Source organism: Pseudaeromonas pectinilytica (genome assembly GCF_054780855.1).
In genome coordinates, this window is the sequence record NZ_BAAGVN010000084.1 from 14,956 (window position 1) to 32,360 (window position 17,405).

Below are 17,405 nucleotides of genomic sequence, written 5' to 3' on the forward strand. Positions count from 1 at the left end.
TTGATAGGGCCATCATACCTTGTGCTAGCGGCTTATGTCAGCCGTGCGGCGGTTCCTCTTCTATTTATCCTGCCGCTAAAACCTGTTGCAGTGGGATATAGGGTTGCGCCGGGTGTTAAGCGAGGGGCTGTTGCGCCAAAACGGGGCGCTTCGGACGTGCAATCGTTGAGGCCATTCGGGGGTAATCGCGAACAGGAAGTGCTAGCTAGGTGGTGAATTTGGCTTGTGAAATGAGATCCGTCAGCACTCTGCACAGGTATTTGGACTCCACTGCAGCCAATGGTGACGCTTTCGTCACGTTATTCCTTTTTTTGTGCTGGCATGGCCGATTTGGCCTCTCTATAATTGCGCCCGAATCTTGCATCAGGCTGTCAGGCATGCGCCATGGGTGCAAACTTGTCATACCCCATAAGCTATGAAACCTGTCTGGGTAAACGTTTGTGCTGGATAGACAAACGTTTAGGTTGTCAGCGGGCATCCAGCCCTGAGTCATTCAGGAATTTATTACTTCTCCAAGGAACCGAGAATCCATGTTAGAGAAATTATTTAAACTCTCAGAGCACAATACCAGTGTGCGTACCGAGCTGTTGGCCGGGATTACCACCTTCCTGACCATGGCTTACATTATTTTCGTGAACCCGAGCATACTGTCACAGACCGGTATGGATCAGGGCTCCGTGTTCGTCGCTACCTGTCTGGCGGCGGCTTTTGGCTGCTTCATCATGGGCTTGTATGCCAACTATCCGGTGGCTCAGGCTCCGGGGATGGGGCTGAATGCCTTCTTCACCTTCGGGGTGGTGATGGGCATGGGTTATAGCTGGCAGGTGGCTCTGGGAGCCGTATTTCTGTCCGGTATCGCCTTCCTGATCCTGAGCATGTTCAAGGTGCGGGAGTGGATCGTCAACTCCATCCCCAACAGCCTGCGTATCGGTATCGGTGCCGGTATTGGCCTGTTCCTGGCGCTGATTGCCCTGAAAAATGCCGGTATCGTGGTCTCTAACCCTGCCACGATCGTCGGTCTGGGCGACTTGACCAGCCTGCAACCGGCGCTGGCCGTATTGGGCTTCTTCCTGATCATTGCCATGGCCCACAAGCAAGTGAAGGGCGCTGTGCTGTACGCGATTCTGATCATCACCGCTCTGGGCCTGGCCTTTGGCGATGTGAAGTTCGGTGGTGTAATGGCCATGCCGCCAAGTCTGGCGCCGACCTTCATGCAGCTGGACCTGACCAGCGGCTTCACCACGGCTTCCGGCGCATTCAACTTCGCCATGCTCTCTGTGGTGTTCGCTTTCCTGTTCGTGATCCTGTTTGACACCTCAGGTACCCTGATTGCCGTGGCCGACAAGGCTGGCATGCTGGACAAAAATGGCCGTCTGCCTCGTCTGGGCAAGGCGCTGATGTCCGATGCAGTCTCCACCGTAGCCGGTGCCGTGCTGGGTACTTCCTCTACCACCAGCTACATCGAAAGTGCCTCCGGGGTTGCTGCCGGTGGTCGTACCGGTCTGACCGCGGTGACGGTCGGTGGTCTGTTCCTGCTGGCCCTGTTCCTCTCGCCGTTGGCGGGTATGGTGCCTGCGTATGCAACGGCTGGCGCCCTGTTCTATGTGGCCATTCTGATGATGTCTTCATTGGCTAAGGTGGATTGGGATGATCTGACCGAAGCGGCTCCGGTAGCCGTGGTGACTCTGATGATGCCGTTGTCATTCTCCATCGCGCACGGTATCGAACTGGGTTTCATCTCTTATGCGGCGATCAAGCTGCTGAGTGGTCGTTACAAGGATGTCAGCGTCAGTGTCTGGGTTCTGGCTGCATTGTTCCTGGCGCATCTGGTATTCTCCGGTATCTAATATAATTGTGTTTTGTCGACACCCTTAAGGTTGGTATATGACTAAGAAGTTCTACGTCTCATGGGACAATCTGCAACGCGAAGCCCGTCGTCTGGCTCGCCGTCAACTGCCCGCATCCCAGTGGAAGGGAATCATCGCCGTCAGTCGCGGTGGTCTGGTTCCTGCGGCCCTGATGGCGCGTGAGTTGGGCATCCGTTTTGTGGATACCATCTGCATCTCCAGCTATGACCATGACAATCAGCGCGATCTGCATGTGCTGAAGAAGGTGGATGGCGATGGCGAAGGGTTCCTGGTCGTGGACGATCTGGTTGATAGCGGCAATACCGCCAAGGTGATCCGCGAGCTCTATCCGAAGGCCAAGTTGATCACCATCTTCGCCAAGCCCAAGGGTGAGGCCATGGTCGATGACTTCGAAGTGAGCATTCCCCAGGACACCTGGATTGAACAACCCTGGGATATGGCGCTCTCCTTTGTTTCGCCACTGTGTGACGAAACCGAAGAATAAAGACACCAACCATGAAAAGGCTCCTGCAGGAGCCTTTTCTTTTTGCTGCCAGCTGGCATAAGTTAAATAACAGATGTGAATCGAGTAGGGACTGAAGCGATGCAAGACGAAGAAGCACTTAACCTGAGTGAACGATTGTTCAGCAAGGTCCGCAAAGTGCAGGAAACCTCGACCATCTCGAATTCAGCGACCGAACTCGGTGGTGGTGAAGGGGAACAGGTGCTGATTGAGGGGGTTTGTTCCGCCGCTTGGTACCGGGTTCTGCGCCGGAGTTACTGGATTTGGCAGGGCATTGATGCCATCGAGCTGGAGGACATTCTCTCCCATATCGCCACCGGTGAGGGAACCCGCAGTCGACCGGAAAAGCTGGATACCTTGCAAGGCTATGCCCCCGGCAACTGGATCTACGAGTTCAGTCAGGTGGCCGGGGAGTACCTCAAACAGGGCAAGCAGCTGGAACAGGACGGTGATCTGGCCGCGGCGCGCAAGGCCTATCTCCGAGCCACCCGTTACTATTCGCTGGCCAGCTATCCGCACCTGAAGGGGGATGAACTGGCAGAGCAGGCCCAGTTACAAGGCAATATTGCCTACCGGGAAGCTGGACGCTTGTTGCCTGTCCCGCTGAAGGTGTTGAAGATCCCGTTCCGGGACAAAGAGATCAATGGTTACCTGCATCTGCCCACCGATGACCATGTGGTGCCGGTGGTGATGGTCAGCGGCAGCATCGATAGCTTGCAGATCGATTTTTATCGGTTGTATGAGCAATACCTGGCGCCGAACGGCATTGGCATGTTGACCCTGGATATGCCGGGTATCGGTTATTCCAGCCAGTTCCCCTTGGTGCAGGACACCAGTCGTCTGCATCAGGCGGCCCTGCATTATCTGCGCAGTGAAGTACCCTGGGTGGATAACCAGCGCATCGGTATGGTCGGCATCCGGTTGGGAGGCAATGTGGCTGCCCGCCTGGCTTATCTCGAATCGACGCACCTGAAGGCCGTGGCCTGCATTGGACCTGGGCTGAATCAGTTTTTTGTCGAGCCGGAGTTATTTAATCAGGCATCGCCCATGCTGCGCGCTTCTTTGGCCAATCGATTGGGGATGGATGCGGCCAATTGGCATGAACTGCAGCCGCAGTGCCAAATCTTCTCGCTGAAACGTCAGGGCTTGGTGGGCGTAACTCGAACCCGGGTGCCGATCTTGAGTATTGGTCACCGCCGCGACTTCATCTGCCCGGAGTCGGACATTCGGACTCTGGCCTCCTCCAGTTACTACGGCAAGGCTGTGGTGTTGGATAAATTGCCGGTGATGCACGTTTTTGATCGAGCCTTGAGTGAAACTTGTGACTGGCTGAAGCTTCATTTTAATCTTTAACCGTTAGAGTGATGGCGTCGATTGGTCCTAAGGCTGCCCACGGTGGGCAGCCTGCGTCCTCAAGGAGCCCGCTCATGTCCCATTCATTACCGCATCGTCAGCTACTCAAAGAATTTATGACTCTGGGTCCTTACTTGCGTCAGGAGCAGTGTGAACCCGAACGTTACTTTTTTGATTGCTTGGCGGTCTGCCTGAATCTGGGCGCAGAGCCGGAGTCTCGTGAATTCTGGGGGTGGTGGCTGGTGCTGGAGCCTCGTGAAGGAGGGTTTAGCTTTCAAACCCAGTTGGGTTTGTATAACAAGGAAGGGAATTGGCAGGAACGTCAGCCTCATGCCTCGGCTGTAGCGGAAGTTGAGGGCTCGCGGGAGCGCTTCTTACGCGTCTTGCAAACCCGACTGGAGCAATGGCAACTGCCGTTACTCCCCGATGATTCGACACAATTTGAATCCCCATCTGCAGCCTGACCGAGCCTGAGTCGCCGCGCCAGCAACGCAAATCCCGTTGCAGGGCGCGGATGCCATCGGTATAAAGAAGGACTTCTCTTCGCCGAGCCTTCTTCTTATGGAAAAGAAAACCATTGTTGTGAAGTTGGGCACCAGCATTCTGACGGGTGGAACTCGTCGTATCGACCGGGCACACATGGTCGAACTGGTGCGCCAACTGGCCACCTTGCATCGCGAGGGGCATCAGATTGTCGTCGTGACCTCAGGTGCGATTGCCGCTGGACGTGAGTTGCTTGGACATCCGACTCTGGCGCCCACCATGCCCAACAAACAAATGCTGGCCGCGGTTGGTCAAAGCCATCTGATCCAGATTTGGCAAAGCCTGTTTGCCATTTACGAGCTGCATGTCGGCCAGATCCTGCTGACCCGCGCCGATCTGGAAGATCGGGAGCGTTACCTCAACGCCCGCGATACCCTCAATACCTTGTTGGCCCATCGCATCATTCCGGTGATTAACGAAAATGATGCCGTGGCGACGGCCGAGATCAAAGTCGGTGACAACGACAATCTGTCGGCCCGGGCCGCGATTCTGGCCGATGCCGATCTGTTGATTCTGCTGACCGATCAGCAAGGCTTGTTCACTGCCGACCCGCGCACCAACCCGGATGCCACCCTGATCGAGCGTGTGGATGTGATTGATGATGCGTTACGCGCTCTGGCGGGCGATAGCGTCAGTGGCTTGGGCACCGGTGGTATGGCGACCAAGTTGCAGGCTGCCGATGTCGCCACCCGAGCCGGTATCGAGGTGGTGATCGCCGCCGGTAAACACCCGGAGTTTATCGGTCGTCTGGTGCATGGCGAACGCATTGGTACCCGCTTTGTGGCCCAGGCCAACCCGCTGGAGAGTCGCAAGAGCTGGATCCTCACCGGGCCGCCGCCCCACGGCGAGGTCTATGTGGACGCCGGTGCCGAGCGCGCGGTGCACGACAAGGGTTCTAGTCTGTTGCCCAAGGGGATCGCCCGGGTGCAGGGTGATTTCGAGCGTGGTGATGTGGTGCGGATCCTGACCCCTTCCGGCAAAGAGCTGGCGCGTGGTATCTGTCGCTACAATGCGGCGGATTTGATCCGGATTGCCGGTAAGCATTCCGATGACATCGAAGCCTGTTTGGGTTATGTCTATGGTCCGGTTGCTATCCACCGGGATGATCTGGTGTTGCTGTAAATCCGCAAAGGAGCAAGGAAGATGAGTTTGGTGGTTATGGGTCAGGCGGCACGCGCCGCGGCGTTTGAGCTGGCCGTGACCAGCACGGCCTGCAAAAATCAGGCACTGCTGGCCATGGCCGATGAGCTGGAAGCTCAGCAAGCGGCTATTTTACAAGCCAATCAATTGGATATCAGTGCTGGGCGAGATGCAGGTCTGAGCGATGCTATGTTGGATCGCCTGCTGCTGAACCCGGCGCGGTTGGCAGGCATAGTGGCTGACGTGCGCAAGGTGGTGACGCTGGATGATCCGGTCGGCAGCGAGCTGGAAAGCCGGGTGTTGGAGAATGGCCTGCGCCTCTCTCGGCGTCGGGTTCCCATCGGCGTGATTGGCGTCATCTATGAGGCACGCCCGAATGTGACCATCGATATTGCCGCTTTGTGCCTGAAGACCGGCAATGCCAGCATACTGCGCGGTGGCCGCGAGACCTTCCATTCCAATATGGCGTTGGTTCAGGTCATTCAGGCGGCGCTGGCCAAAAGCGGTCTGCCAGCGGCGTCGGTGCAGTATATCGAGAGTCCGGATCGCGCCCTGGTCGGCGAGCTGCTGCGACTGGATCAGTATGTTGACATGATCATCCCGCGCGGTGGTGCCAACTTGCACAAACTGTGCAAGGAGCAGAGCACTATCCCGGTGATCATCGGTGGCTTCGGCGTCAGTCACCTGTTCGTGGATGCCAGTGCCGATCTGGCGCGCTCGGTCGGTGTGATTGATAACGCCAAGGTACAACGGCCATCGGCTTGTAATGCGCTGGATACGCTGTTGGTGCATGAGGCTATCGCCGCTTCGTTCTTGCCGCTGCTGGTGGCCCGGATGAATGAACAGAAAGTGACGCTGGTGGCGGAGCCTAAAGCCTATGCGCTGCTGGCTCAAGCGGGCGCAGCCGAGTTGCGTGTTGCCGGGGCGGAGGATTTTGATACCGAATGGCTCTCGCTGACCCTGGGGGTCAAACTGGTGGCCGATGTCACCGAGGCACTGGTTCATTTGCGCGAGCACAATGCCTGTCACTCCGATGCCATTCTGACCAACGATTTGCGCCATGCCGAGCAATTTATCAATGGTGCAGGCTCCGCAGCCGTCTATGTGAATGCCTCGACTCGTTTCACCGATGGCGCCCAGTTTGGTCTCGGTGCTGAAGTGGCTGTCTCGACCCAAAAGCTGCACGCTCGCGGCCCCATGGGACTGACCGAACTGACCAGTTATAAGTGGATTGGCCAGGCGGACTATCTCTCGCGCAGTTAAGGCATGATTCAGTATGTCGCTGGTATGCCGGGCGTCCCGTCCGTTATGATGGGACGCCCTTTTTATTTGGATGTTGCTACGGATGAGTACATCACGTCTGTCCGATCTACTGCCGTTGAACCTGCCGCTGCCGCCGCAACTCGAACAGTGGCGACAAACCTTGTTGCGCCAATTACCCTCACCGATCACTGGTGAACAGACGTTATTCGTCGGCGACCCGCTCAAGGTCATCGTCGCGTTTGGCACTGACGGCGTCGATGTGCTGTTGCCGGTACAGGAGTCGGCGATGAGTAGCGTCTCCCGCCACAAACCGGAGCTTCGGGGCCGGATCAGCTCGGTTGATGGCAGCTATGATCAACTGATGGCGCTGATCCAGGATACGATCACCCGCCGCATGAAGTCCTTCCGGGAATGTGGCTGCTGTGGTCGCCGTGCACCACAAGAGCTACTGGGCAGCTTGCACGGTATGCCGGCCTGCCGTCAGTGTTTGGAGGGGCGTCGCTTCCTGTTTTGATGACTCGGGCGATGAGTTGCCAGAGCTGTGTTCAGACTGAACGTGCGTAGCGCGTCTATAAGTCATGGTCTGTTGGATTAGGCAGAAGGAACACCGTATGGACACCGGCAGTCTGCTCAGTGGCGTACTCCTGGGTTCGCTCGGGATCGGCTATTTCATCTATGGCAAGCGACAGGGGCACCTGCTGGCTCTGGGCTGCGGACTCTTGTTGTGTATCCTTCCTTACGCGCTGGATTCCTTGATCTGGCTCTGGCTGGTGAGCGCGCCACTGCTGCTGTTACCCTGGTGGGTGCGACTGTGAGTCGTACCGCCATCAAAATGGAATGAGAGAATGCATGTCCGTTCATGAATCATTTACCCCTGGAGTCACCGCTGACTGTCTGTGGATTTCGGCGCGGGTGGCGTTACCGCTGGCTGAGCTGGAGATGAACGCTATTCGAGCGCAGGGTGCGGGCGGACAGAACGTCAATAAGGTCTCCTCGGCGATCCATCTGCGGTTTGCCGTGGCAACCTCATCGTTGCCGGACTTTTACAAGGAACGATTGCTGGCGCTCAAGGATCAACGTCTGACTCGCGACGGGGTCATTGTCATCAAGGCGCAGCAGTATCGAACCCAGGAGCAGAACCGGGACGATGCACTCCAGCGTCTGGCAGCGATGATCCGCGAGGTGGGCGTGGTGCAGGCTCGCCGGATTGCCACCAAACCGACTCGAGGCTCCCAGCGCCGTCGGGTCGAGAGCAAAAACAAGCGCGGCGAGCTTAAGGCGCTACGCAAGGTAACCTATTAACCCGGTTTGGGAGCGGATGTATGCCTGACACCCTGGTCGGCGTTGAGATGTTCGGTCACACTCTGGATTCAGAGCTGGAGCTGGTGTTTCTGCAGCGTTCATTGGCCGCTCCGCTGTTTGCACTGACCTGCCAGCATAGAGCTTATTTAAGTCGCTGGTTGCCGTGGCCTCCCGCAATCGCCTCGGTGGAAGATACCCTGGTCTTTATCCAACGTATGGTCCAGCAGTTTGCCGAGGGACGAGCGATGCAGTGCGCACTCCTGTATCGGGGCGAGGTGGTCGGAGTTTGCGGGTTTAATATCATCAACCGTCGCCTGAAGCGGGTACAGATTGGTTATTGGCTGGCTGAGCCCTGGCAGGGGCTCGGTATTGTCACCCGGGCCTGTCGTTGGCTGATGGCACTGGCATTTGAATCCTGGGCGATGGAGAGGGTCGAGATTGCGGTGGCGGTAGAGAATCAGCCGAGCCGGGCGGTATGCGAGCGATTGGGCATGCGTGCTGGCGTGATCATCCCTCAAGCCGAGCAATTGGCCCATGGGTGGGTGGATCACCAACCCTATTTCCTGACGGCAGAGGAGTGGTTTGCCCATGACCATTGAGATTCAACTCCGCGCGGCCACCGATCTGGATGCGGATGGCTTATCGACATTACTGACTCAATTGGGCTATCCGGATGCCGCCTGCTCTATGGCCCTGCGTTTACCCCAGTTGCTGACCCACCCCGACGCCGAGCTCTGGGTCGCTGCACAGCAAGAGTGCCTGTGCGGTTTTATTAGCCTGCACTTCATCCCACAACTGGCTATGGCTGGAGATTTTGCTCGCATCAGCTACTTTTGCATCGATGAACAGTGGCGCGGAGGCGGGATCGGTGCCCGGCTGGAGCAGTGGGCTGAGCAGCGAGCCCGGCTGCGTGGGTGTGATCGTATCGAGCTGCACTGTCACAGCCGTCGCCTTGGTGCTCATGACTTCTATCGACAGCAGGGGTACCAGGAGTCACCCAAGTACTTTTACAAGTCGTTGAACCCTCAGTAATCTGGAGCCTGCTTTCCCGCAGTGGGATGGAGGTCGAGATGGAGTATCAAGGTTCCTGTCATTGTGGGGCTAGCCTGTTTCGATGGGCTGCCCCACCGGGACTAGCGTGGCGACTGGATGGAGCCCATGAGACACCCACATCTGAGAGTCCATCACAAGATTCTTAGCGCCGAAAACCAAGTAATAGGCGGGAGATCGATGAATGCTAAAAATGCTGCAGGGTATTGGCTGGTTGTTGCTAAGCGGAGCGCTCTGGGCGGTAGAGCCGCCGCCGCCACCGCTGGTTGCCAGTGCTGAAAGCGTGACGGCGACTCCGATTTGGGGACTGGTCGAAACGATTTGTCTTGCGACCGAAGGTGTGCAGCTGGAGGCCAAACTGGATACCGGAGCCGATACTTCGTCCCTGGATGCTCGGGATATCCAAGCATTTGATCGGGAAGGGGAGCCGTGGGTGCGGTTTCGTGTCGAGGGGGTACGAGATAGCCAAGCGGTGAGTCAGTTGGTGGAACGGCCGGTCGAGCGACGAGTCAAAGTGCGTAGTGCCAGTGGCAGCGATAGTCGTTACGTGGTGCGGATGCGGGTGATGTTTGGCTCGCAAGAGTATGACGAGCAATTTTCCTTGCGTGACCGTCGTCGCATGAACTATCCGGTACTGATCGGTAGTCGTACCCTGAAACACCTCGGGGCTGTGGATGTGAACCGGATGCATACGCAGATGCCGCGTTGCCAGCCTTGAGTTGAACATGCCGTCCTCGGCACTAGTCGATATCTGTCCGACGCCTACCGCTCAGGCATGTTGGCTGAGCCAGTGCTCTGCCTCCAGGCGATACAACAGCTCCAGCCCATCCTCTTCATCGATTTGTTCCCCAAACTGCTGAAAACCAAACGAACGGGCCAGGGCGGTGGAGGGGTGGTTATCGGGTGAAATCGAGAGAATAAAGCGTTCCACACCCTGCTGGGCCGCAAATCCTAGCATGGTGCTTAAGGCCTCGCGGGCGATCCCCTGCCGACGCCACTGTGGATACACCTCGTAGCCCAACTCGATGCCGTGGGTTCCCAAGGCTGCCAGATAATCGGGATTCGGGCGGGTATGAAAGCCGATATGGCCAATCATTTCTCCACTGTCACGGTGCAATATGGCTCTGAGCCCCCAGGGCAAATAGTCGGGATCTTGCTGCAAGTCCTTGAGACGCATCGCCATCAGCCGCCACTGTGCAAACCAGGCATCCGGCAGTTGTCCATTCAGATAATCAGCTGCGTTCTGTTGTTCCGCCAGCAGGCAGAGGGTTAGGAAGTGACTGTCCAGTGGACGCAGAATCAAGCGTTCACTCCGCAAATCAAAGGCCAACTCGTGGCTGTGGTTTTCCATCGATATCCTCCAGCTGTGCTGGTGATCAGCATACCCACTCCCTTCTGTGCAAACCAGCAGGAGATTGCCAGCAAGGAATAGATGGCCCTCTTATACTTGTTATCAAGAGCTCGCCGCACCACCGCGAAGCAAACGATATCTGATGTTGAGTCGGTGGCGAGCGCAAGGAGGTTGCGATGGCACTACTGGAGCGGATGGGACATGCGTTGGCCAGTTATCTGGCCTCGCCACAGTCTCGGGATGGCAACCTGCCCACTCTGAGCCCGGAGCTACTGGCTTCCACGCTGCGCAAGGGCGATGTGTTGCTGATTGAGGGAACTAGCCGTTTCGGTGCTGCCATCAAGTATCTGACCCAGTCCACCTGGTCTCATGCCTGCTTGTATATCGGTGATACCTTACCCTATACGCCGGGCAGCGAGCCCTTGGTCTTGATCGAGGCGGATGTGTTGGCGGGAGTACGGGCGGTCCCATTGAGCATGTATGCTCATGAGCATACTCGGATCTGCCGTCCGGTCGGCATCTCGGAGATGGAGATCAAGCAACTGATCCAGTACACGGTGCAGCGGCTCGGTGACCATTATGATCTGAAAAATATTCTCGATTTGGCGCGTTACCTGATCCAGACCCCGCCGGTTCCCGCGCGCTGGCGGCGACAACTGTTGGCGTTGGGCAGCGGCGATCCGACCCGGGCCATCTGCTCATCGCTGATTGCCCTGGCATTTCAGCATATCCAGTACCCGATCCTGCCGGAGGTGATCGTCGAAGCGAGTCAGGATCCCCAGTGCCGTCGCTGCAGGCGAGAGCTGTTCCGCATCCGTCATCACAGCCTCTATACCCCGCGGGATTTTGATCTTTCTCCCTATTTTCAGGTGGTGAAGCCGACACTGGAGCGAGGGTTCAATCCTCACTCCGTGCTTTGGCAGGAAGATTGGTTGCAGCTGAGTGATCAACGACAGCCCACCATCATCGAGGTCAATCCCACCGATTAGTCCAGACGCTCGCAACGGTAGCTATATCCGCCCTGCGGTTCGGGAATGAAGCTGAACCTGTGAGTCAATCCGTCAGGGGCATCCTGCAGATGATGGGAGACAAACAGCAGCTGACTGCTTCCAGCCTTCATCAGCAGAGTGATGAATTGACGAACCAACTGCCGATGCAGGGTATCCAGCCCTTGTAGTGGTTCATCGAGGATCAGCAAGGGTGGATGTTTGACCAGGGCCCGGACAATCAGTAGCAGACGCTGTTGGCCAAAGGAGAGTGAGTGGAAGGGATGCTGGGCCTGTGCTGTCATGCCGAGTAGCGCCAACCACTCCTGTGCCAGCTTGAGGCGTTGATCGCCGGGATTTTCGTATAAGCCGATGGAGTCGAAGAAACCGGACAAGATCACGGCCAGTGGCGTGGTACTGACCCGATATTCCAGGTGTAGGGCGGGACTGACATAGCCAATCTGCTGTTTTATTTCCCAGATGCTTTCTCCGCTGCCCCGCCGTCGCCCGAATAGGGTCAAATCGTTGCAATAGCCCTGAGGATGGTCGCCGGTGATCAGCGATAGCAGCGTGGATTTGCCCGCGCCATTCGGCCCGACGATGTGCCAATGCTCGCCAGAATTCATTTCCCAGTCCAGCCGATCCAGCACACGTTGCTCGCCATAAACCACATTCAACTGACGCATCCGCACCAGGGGGCCGGTGAAGGCAGCACGATCCATATCTGCGGTCGGTGCCGCCGGTAAGCGGATCTGCTGCAGTGCTTCGACATGAGCCAGTTGCGCCATAATCGGGTCAGCAAGCAAGGTGGCCGGGAAGCCGGTCCTCACGAGCTGACAGTCAGCCAGCAGACCCAATTGATCCGCAAATCGCGGGATTTCTTCGAAGCGATTGACGATCAGGACCAGGCTCTGGCCTGCGGCATGTAGCTCGCCCAGCAACTGCATCAGCTGGGCTCGAGCCTCGATATCCAGGCCATCAAAGGGCTCATCCAGTACTAACAGTTCCGGCTCGGCTAGCAGGGCTTGTGCTAACAGCACCTTGCGTCCCTCGCCGCTGGAGAGAAAACGGTAAGGGCGCTCCAGAAGATGATGAATGCCGAGGCGACGGCAGAGGATATCGATGGCGTGCGGCTCGGCGATGGCGTGGAGTAGTTCCGCGGCGGTGAAGCCTAACTCCTCATCCTCGGCGGCCATATCGGTGTTGCGACGTTGCCAATCCTGCTCGATCAGCGCCTGCTGTTGCTCGAATGAAAGCCGCACCGCAGCAGGCTGTTGTCGGCACTCGCCGCTTTCCAGTGTTAACTCACCGCATAACGCGCGCGCCAGAGCACTCTTACCACTGCCATTGTTGCCGACCACAGCGGTACAACTGCCGCGGGCGAGCTGAAGATTACCGATCGTGAGTTGTTGCCGGCGGGTAATGGCAAAGACGCACTCTTGCCAGTGTAAAAGCATGGGGGTCTCCCTCAGGACTGCAGCAAGTCGGTTAATTCCGGAGCCGTCATGGTCGGGGTAAATTCCAGGATCTGGTATTCAGCCGCCTTGGCTTGGGCGAAAGGATCCTCATGCAACAGTTGTTCGAGTTGAGAGCGACTGGGCAGCGAGGCCAGAATGACACCGCCGGTTCTCGGCTCGCGACGGCCGGAGAGCAGGAAGTGACCGGCATCATAATGGCGTTGCAAAAATTCACGATGGGCTGGGATCAAGGCATCGATCTCGGCCAGTGGCCGGACATAGGTGAGCAGGACGATAAACATGGCGTTCTCCTGAACAGGGGGTCGAATTCGTCTCTATGGGTATTTGACGCTCGTTGCGCTGCAGGATCAAGCTTGCTGGATCCTGTCATCCAATCGATTAAGATGGGCCTTGGCCAGACGGGAGGGCAATAGGGATGAGTGTCGAGATCAGACGAGTTAATTTTTCACAACCCGAGTCAGCGTATATTTTGGTGGAATTACTGGATGAATATGCCCGTGACCCCATGGGTGGCGGCCATGGTCTGGCACCCATGGTTAAAGCCGAATTGGCCTCCCGGCTGGCACAGGTGCCAGGGGCGGTCGGATTGGTAGCCTATGTCGCCGGTGAGGCTGCGGGGTTAGCCACTGCTTTTGCGGGTTTTTCGACCTTTGCGGCGCGGCCTTTGCTAAATATCCATGATCTGGCGGTGTTGGCCTCATTCCGGAACCAAGGTGTGGGTCAGGCATTGCTGGCGGAGTTGGAGTCTATCGCCCACGAGCGGGGCTGCTGCAAGCTGACGCTGGAGGTGTTGGGTAACAACCAGATAGCGCAAGGCGCCTATCGTAAATTTGGTTTTGCGCCCTACGCACTGGATGAGGCGGCCGGAGTGGCACAATTCTGGCAAAAATGGTTGGCGTAATCACTGGCCATCGAACACAGCAGCCGATGGCCCGGGAGCACTATATTGGCATGGTGAGGGCTCAGACTCCGGGATCCAGAAGCAGGGCACGCCCATATTGATTGGGAACGAAGGCTAACAATTCTTCGGCGTGGCTGAAGCTCCAGCCACGGCTCTCGTGGGCTACCAGAACTTGCGCGCCGGTTTGCAAATTGACCGGTGCCGGATTACCGGCCAGAGTTCGAACCAGCAACTGTTCACCGTTGCGAGCTTGCAGGCGTAAGAAAACCTGTTCGCCTTTCTGCTCAATGTCCACCAGCTGCAATTCGTGTTGTTCGCTCAGCAGGGTATGGGCATCGGCCAGATGACCAATCTGGCTGGTCAAGCCAATAGCCCCGCTTTCATCAGCCTCGGCCAGCAGCGGGACACCCGCTAGAGCCAGTCCAAGTACCAGATACTGCATGGTAGATTTCATAGGATTCATTTCCCTTACAACCAGGATGGCCCACTGTAGGGAAAGCCTTAGCAACTGTCAGGCCTGAATGTGACAAGCCGTGGCCTGGATCACGTCAAAAACCGCGTCTTTTACATTTGAAAACCATTTCATTCACACAAATTACATTTATATCAATGAAGACGCTGACCGATTGCATAAAAGGTGGATAATGACCGTCATTGAGACCGGTTACACCCTTGCCTTCCTCTGTTGATTCGTCAGGTCTCTTGTTTTTTATTATTTAAAATCATCAGCTTATTTTTATTCATTTCAAATCGTGCCATTGCGTGATTTTTTCGCCATGACTCAGTAATTGGACGCCACGGGTATCAAATCTGCCTCGCTTCGCATCAATGAATTTGATGTCAGCAGACAGCTCATCTCTGTCGAAACGGAATGCACCAGAGATGACGAACAGACGTTCGCAAAGAACGCACCAGGCATTCCACCTTGACGACAAAACATGAAGGGAATATCGCAATGAAGAAACTGAAGTTCAGTGCCTTGACGCTGGGCGCTGCTGTAGCTCTGGCGTTGACCAGCAACGCCGCCAACGCGGGTGTCATGGTGCATCTGTTTCAATGGAAATTTAACGACATCGCCAATGAGTGTGAAGCCGTACTAGGCCCCAAGGGCTTTGATGCGGTACAGATTACGCCGCCAGCCGAGCATAAACGCGGTAGCCAAGTCTGGTGGAGTGTGTATCAGCCCGTTAACTTGAAGAACTTCAATAGCTTTGGGGGTTCAGAAGCCGAGCTCAGAAGCATGATCACCCGCTGCAAAGCCGCAGGGGTCAAGATCTATGCAGATGCGGTATTTAACCAGTTTGCCAGCGGCACCGATACCGGAACGGGCGGTAGCAGCTATAACTCAGGTGCCTTCAATTATCCGCAGTTTGGTTACAACGACTTCCACCATAATGGTGACATCACCACCTATAGCTCAAGCAGTGTCGTCTGGAATGGTGCCCTGTATGGCATGCCCGATCTGAATACCGGCTCCTCCTATGTGCAGGATCAGGTCGCGACCTATATGAAGACCCTGATGGGTTGGGGCGTAGCCGGTTTCCGTGTCGATGCGGCCAAACACATGGCACCATCGGATCTCAAAGCCATTCTGGATAAGGCGGGCAATCCCAAGGCTTATCTGGAGGTGATTGGTGCCGGGGGCGAGTCAGCTGATATCCAGCCGGGCAAATATACCTATATAGATACGGTCACCGAGTTCAAATACGGCAGTGATTTGGCAGCCAACTTCCGAGGTCAAATCAAAAACCTGAAAACGTTCGGTGAGAGCTGGGGCCTGCTGCCTTCCAACAAGGCGTTTGTCTTTGTGGTGAACCATGACCGCGAGCGCGGCCATGGCGGTGGTGGCATGATGACCTTCATGGAAGGGGCCCGTTATGATCTGGGCAACGTCTTCATGATGGCCTGGCCTTATGGTTGGAAGCAGGTGATGTCCGGTTACCGCTTCAATGATATGGGCAAGTATGAGACCGACAAGGGCGCCCCGGCCAGTACGCCGTGCAGTGACAGCCAATGGAACTGCGAGCAGCGCCGCCCCATGATCATGAACATGGCCCTGTTTGATAATCGGACCCAGGGACAAGTGGTCACTAACTGGTGGGACAACGGCAATAACCAGATCGCCTTTGGTCGCGGCAGTAAGGGGTTTGTCGCCATCAACAACGAAGCTGGAAACCTGGTAGCTTCCCTGCAAACCGGACTGCCAGCGGGTGAGTACTGCAATATCCTGGCGGGCAACGACTACTGCAGTGGCGCTTATGTCACCGTCGATGGGTCAGGTAAGGCCAGCTTTAATGTTGGAGGGATGAAAGCGGCTGCCATTGTTGCTGAGTGCACCAAGTCAACCCCGTGTAGCGGTGGTTCTGTGTTACCTATCAACAAGTTTTCCAGCATGAATATCCGCAGCACCAATAATGCTTGGGCCAGCACCGCCATGACGGTGGATGCCAACCGAGTTTGGTCAGCCGATGTCACCTTCACCGGTGCCGGGGATGCCACAGGTACCCAGCGCTTCAAGTTTGATGTCTATGGCAACTGGACTGAAAACTACGGTGACACAGAGGCAGACGGCATTGCTGACAAGGGAAGCGCCAAGGATATCTACTTCAATGGCGTGGGTAAGTACAAGGTCTCGCTCAAAGAGAGTGATATGAGCTATACCCTGACCCAGATCTCCAGCAATAAGGCACCGGTAGCCACACTGACTCCTAAGGCATTGAGTGTCAAATTGGGCGACAGCGTGGTCTTCGATGCCTCCGGCTCCACTGATGATGTGGGCGTTACCGGCTACAGCTGGTCTACCGGTGGTAGTGGCAAGAATGAAACCGTACTGTTCGATACACTGGGCAGCAAGACCATCAGCGTGACGGTTACCGATGCCGAAGGGCTGACTTCCAAGGCCAGCGCTACCGTGACGGTAACCGATGGCAGTGTGGTCTTTAACAGTACTCTGGCTAGCCTGAATCTTCGCGGCACACCCAACAGTTGGGGCAATACGGCCATGACGTTGGTTGCTGACCATGTCTGGGAAGCTACTGTGACCTTCGACGGACAAGCGAACCAACGCTTCAAGTTTGACGTCAAGGGTGACTGGACGCAGAACTACGGCGATACCAACAAGGACGGCACGGCCGAGCAGGGCGGCGCTGATATCTACAGTACCGTTGTGGGCCAATACAAGGTTCAGTTTAACGACTCGACCCTGAAGTACACGCTGACCAAGATTTCCGGTAATGACACCCCTATCTATACCGGCAATCTGACCAGCCTCAACTTCCGTGGCACCCCGAACAGCTGGGGTTCAACGGCGATGAAGCTGGTGGCCAATAACACCTGGCAAGCTCAAGTCACCTTTACCGGTGCCGGTGATGCGACGGGTTCACAACGCTTCAAGTTCGATGTTCTGGGCGACTGGACCAAGAACTACGGTGATACCAATGCCGATGGTGTGGCGAACCTGAGCGGGTCAGATATCAAGACTGCAGTTGTCGGCACCTATCTGGTGACCTTCAATGACAGCACCTTGGCTTACTCACTCTCAGCCCAATAAAGCTATCCTTCGTTTCCACGTTGATCGTATTGCGTCCTCCTCGGAGGACGCTTTTTTTTGCTCTACTGGACAGGGTCTTTCGAGACGTTGTTGACGATCTTCAGATCGCGATGCACGC

19 protein-coding genes are annotated in these 17,405 nt (G+C 56.4%); 15 read left to right on the plus strand and 4 right to left on the minus strand.

Features of this window, described 5'->3' with window-relative positions; all coding sequences use genetic code 11:
* Positions 1-530 precede the first annotated feature (530 nt).
* From ACYVG7_RS06180 to ACYVG7_RS06235, 12 genes are all read left to right on the plus strand, one after another.
* Positions 531-1,847, plus strand: coding sequence for an NCS2 family permease (locus ACYVG7_RS06180; protein ID WP_460882341.1), 1,317 nt, complete (start codon positions 531-533; stop codon positions 1,845-1,847).
* 37 nt (positions 1,848-1,884) lie between these two features.
* Positions 1,885-2,352, plus strand: a complete 468-nt coding sequence (gene gpt / locus ACYVG7_RS06185) for a xanthine phosphoribosyltransferase (protein ID WP_460882342.1) — start codon at positions 1,885-1,887, stop codon at positions 2,350-2,352.
* A gap of 99 nt (positions 2,353-2,451) precedes the next feature.
* Entirely contained in the window at positions 2,452-3,723 is a 1,272-nt protein-coding gene (frsA, locus tag ACYVG7_RS06190) for an esterase FrsA (RefSeq protein WP_460882343.1), read from the plus strand.
* A gap of 74 nt (positions 3,724-3,797) precedes the next feature.
* A complete protein-coding gene (crl, locus tag ACYVG7_RS06195; protein ID WP_460882344.1) occupies positions 3,798-4,187 on the plus strand; it encodes a sigma factor-binding protein Crl in 390 nt (129 codons plus the stop codon).
* A gap of 97 nt (positions 4,188-4,284) precedes the next feature.
* The gene (proB, locus tag ACYVG7_RS06200; protein ID WP_460882345.1) at positions 4,285-5,388 is read left to right on the plus strand and encodes a glutamate 5-kinase; all 1,104 of its coding nucleotides are present in this window, start codon (positions 4,285-4,287) and stop codon (positions 5,386-5,388) included.
* Between the two features lie 21 nt (positions 5,389-5,409).
* Entirely contained in the window at positions 5,410-6,669 is a 1,260-nt protein-coding gene (locus tag ACYVG7_RS06205) for a glutamate-5-semialdehyde dehydrogenase (protein ID WP_460882346.1), read from the plus strand.
* 82 nt (positions 6,670-6,751) lie between these two features.
* Positions 6,752-7,183: a hypothetical protein gene (locus ACYVG7_RS06210; protein WP_460882347.1), complete on the plus strand. Its 432-nt coding sequence runs from the start codon at positions 6,752-6,754 to the stop codon at positions 7,181-7,183.
* A gap of 97 nt (positions 7,184-7,280) precedes the next feature.
* On the plus strand, positions 7,281-7,484 hold the full coding sequence (locus ACYVG7_RS06215; protein ID WP_460882348.1) for a hypothetical protein: 204 nt from the start codon (positions 7,281-7,283) through the stop codon (positions 7,482-7,484).
* A 34-nt stretch (positions 7,485-7,518) separates the two neighbouring features.
* Positions 7,519-7,971, plus strand: coding sequence for an alternative ribosome rescue aminoacyl-tRNA hydrolase ArfB (arfB, locus tag ACYVG7_RS06220; protein ID WP_460882349.1), 453 nt, complete (start codon positions 7,519-7,521; stop codon positions 7,969-7,971).
* A 20-nt stretch (positions 7,972-7,991) separates the two neighbouring features.
* Positions 7,992-8,570: a GNAT family N-acetyltransferase gene (locus ACYVG7_RS06225; protein WP_460882350.1), complete on the plus strand. Its 579-nt coding sequence runs from the start codon at positions 7,992-7,994 to the stop codon at positions 8,568-8,570.
* Complete coding sequence (locus tag ACYVG7_RS06230) at positions 8,560-9,003, plus strand: GNAT family N-acetyltransferase (RefSeq protein ID WP_460882351.1); 444 nt, start codon at positions 8,560-8,562, stop codon at positions 9,001-9,003. Before ACYVG7_RS06225 ends, ACYVG7_RS06230 begins: the two co-directional genes overlap by 11 nt.
* 202 nt (positions 9,004-9,205) lie before the next feature.
* Positions 9,206-9,739: an ATP-dependent zinc protease family protein gene (locus tag ACYVG7_RS06235; protein ID WP_460882352.1), complete on the plus strand. Its 534-nt coding sequence runs from the start codon at positions 9,206-9,208 to the stop codon at positions 9,737-9,739.
* Positions 9,740-9,790: 51 nt separating this feature from the next.
* Here the strand turns inward: ACYVG7_RS06235 and ACYVG7_RS06240 are convergent, their stop codons facing one another.
* Positions 9,791-10,372, minus strand: a complete 582-nt coding sequence (locus tag ACYVG7_RS06240; protein ID WP_460882353.1) for a GNAT family N-acetyltransferase — start codon at positions 10,370-10,372, stop codon at positions 9,791-9,793.
* A gap of 176 nt (positions 10,373-10,548) precedes the next feature.
* On the opposite strand from ACYVG7_RS06240, the gene ACYVG7_RS06245 reads away from it, so the two are divergent.
* Entirely contained in the window at positions 10,549-11,361 is an 813-nt protein-coding gene (locus ACYVG7_RS06245; protein ID WP_460882354.1) for a YiiX/YebB-like N1pC/P60 family cysteine hydrolase, read from the plus strand.
* Here ACYVG7_RS06245 and modF read toward each other — a convergent pair.
* Together modF and ACYVG7_RS06255 are read right to left on the minus strand one after the other, a co-directional pair.
* Positions 11,358-12,815: a molybdate ABC transporter ATP-binding protein ModF gene (gene modF / locus ACYVG7_RS06250; RefSeq protein ID WP_460882355.1), complete on the minus strand. Its 1,458-nt coding sequence runs from the start codon at positions 12,813-12,815 to the stop codon at positions 11,358-11,360. The genes ACYVG7_RS06245 and modF overlap by 4 nt on opposite strands.
* Before the next feature lie 11 nt (positions 12,816-12,826).
* Positions 12,827-13,117, minus strand: coding sequence for a YciI family protein (locus tag ACYVG7_RS06255; RefSeq protein ID WP_460882356.1), 291 nt, complete (start codon positions 13,115-13,117; stop codon positions 12,827-12,829).
* Between the two features lie 134 nt (positions 13,118-13,251).
* Here ACYVG7_RS06255 and ACYVG7_RS06260 point away from each other — a divergent pair, with 134 nt between their 5' ends.
* The gene (locus tag ACYVG7_RS06260) at positions 13,252-13,737 is read left to right on the plus strand and encodes a GNAT family N-acetyltransferase (protein WP_460882357.1); all 486 of its coding nucleotides are present in this window, start codon (positions 13,252-13,254) and stop codon (positions 13,735-13,737) included.
* A 61-nt stretch (positions 13,738-13,798) separates the two neighbouring features.
* Here the strand turns inward: ACYVG7_RS06260 and ACYVG7_RS06265 are convergent, their stop codons facing one another.
* Positions 13,799-14,191: a hypothetical protein gene (locus tag ACYVG7_RS06265; protein ID WP_460882358.1), complete on the minus strand. Its 393-nt coding sequence runs from the start codon at positions 14,189-14,191 to the stop codon at positions 13,799-13,801.
* A gap of 501 nt (positions 14,192-14,692) precedes the next feature.
* Here ACYVG7_RS06265 and ACYVG7_RS06270 point away from each other — a divergent pair.
* Complete coding sequence (locus ACYVG7_RS06270; protein ID WP_460882359.1) at positions 14,693-17,287, plus strand: alpha amylase C-terminal domain-containing protein; 2,595 nt, start codon at positions 14,693-14,695, stop codon at positions 17,285-17,287.
* Positions 17,288-17,405 lie beyond the last annotated feature (118 nt).

What these genes read in the sequence shown, in the direction of transcription:
- ACYVG7_RS06180 (WP_460882341.1), top strand. Translation starts at nt 531, where the DNA reads ATGTTAGAGAAATTATTTAAACTCTCAGAGCACAATACCAGTGTGCGT.
- gpt (WP_460882342.1), top strand. Translation starts at nt 1,885, where the DNA reads ATGACTAAGAAGTTCTACGTCTCATGGGACAATCTGCAACGCGAAGCC.
- frsA (WP_460882343.1), top strand. Translation starts at nt 2,452, where the DNA reads ATGCAAGACGAAGAAGCACTTAACCTGAGTGAACGATTGTTCAGCAAG.
- crl (WP_460882344.1), top strand. Translation starts at nt 3,798, where the DNA reads ATGTCCCATTCATTACCGCATCGTCAGCTACTCAAAGAATTTATGACT.
- proB (WP_460882345.1), top strand. Translation starts at nt 4,285, where the DNA reads ATGGAAAAGAAAACCATTGTTGTGAAGTTGGGCACCAGCATTCTGACG.
- ACYVG7_RS06205 (WP_460882346.1), top strand. Translation starts at nt 5,410, where the DNA reads ATGAGTTTGGTGGTTATGGGTCAGGCGGCACGCGCCGCGGCGTTTGAG.
- ACYVG7_RS06210 (WP_460882347.1), top strand. Translation starts at nt 6,752, where the DNA reads ATGAGTACATCACGTCTGTCCGATCTACTGCCGTTGAACCTGCCGCTG.
- ACYVG7_RS06215 (WP_460882348.1), top strand. Translation starts at nt 7,281, where the DNA reads ATGGACACCGGCAGTCTGCTCAGTGGCGTACTCCTGGGTTCGCTCGGG.
- arfB (WP_460882349.1), top strand. Translation starts at nt 7,519, where the DNA reads ATGTCCGTTCATGAATCATTTACCCCTGGAGTCACCGCTGACTGTCTG.
- ACYVG7_RS06225 (WP_460882350.1), top strand. Translation starts at nt 7,992, where the DNA reads ATGCCTGACACCCTGGTCGGCGTTGAGATGTTCGGTCACACTCTGGAT.
- ACYVG7_RS06230 (WP_460882351.1), top strand. Translation starts at nt 8,560, where the DNA reads ATGACCATTGAGATTCAACTCCGCGCGGCCACCGATCTGGATGCGGAT.
- ACYVG7_RS06235 (WP_460882352.1), top strand. Translation starts at nt 9,206, where the DNA reads ATGCTAAAAATGCTGCAGGGTATTGGCTGGTTGTTGCTAAGCGGAGCG.
- ACYVG7_RS06240 (WP_460882353.1), bottom strand. Translation starts at nt 10,372, where the DNA reads ATGGAAAACCACAGCCACGAGTTGGCCTTTGATTTGCGGAGTGAACGC.
- ACYVG7_RS06245 (WP_460882354.1), top strand. Translation starts at nt 10,549, where the DNA reads ATGGCACTACTGGAGCGGATGGGACATGCGTTGGCCAGTTATCTGGCC.
- modF (WP_460882355.1), bottom strand. Translation starts at nt 12,815, where the DNA reads ATGCTTTTACACTGGCAAGAGTGCGTCTTTGCCATTACCCGCCGGCAA.
- ACYVG7_RS06255 (WP_460882356.1), bottom strand. Translation starts at nt 13,117, where the DNA reads ATGTTTATCGTCCTGCTCACCTATGTCCGGCCACTGGCCGAGATCGAT.
- ACYVG7_RS06260 (WP_460882357.1), top strand. Translation starts at nt 13,252, where the DNA reads ATGAGTGTCGAGATCAGACGAGTTAATTTTTCACAACCCGAGTCAGCG.
- ACYVG7_RS06265 (WP_460882358.1), bottom strand. Translation starts at nt 14,191, where the DNA reads ATGAAATCTACCATGCAGTATCTGGTACTTGGACTGGCTCTAGCGGGT.
- ACYVG7_RS06270 (WP_460882359.1), top strand. Translation starts at nt 14,693, where the DNA reads ATGAAGAAACTGAAGTTCAGTGCCTTGACGCTGGGCGCTGCTGTAGCT.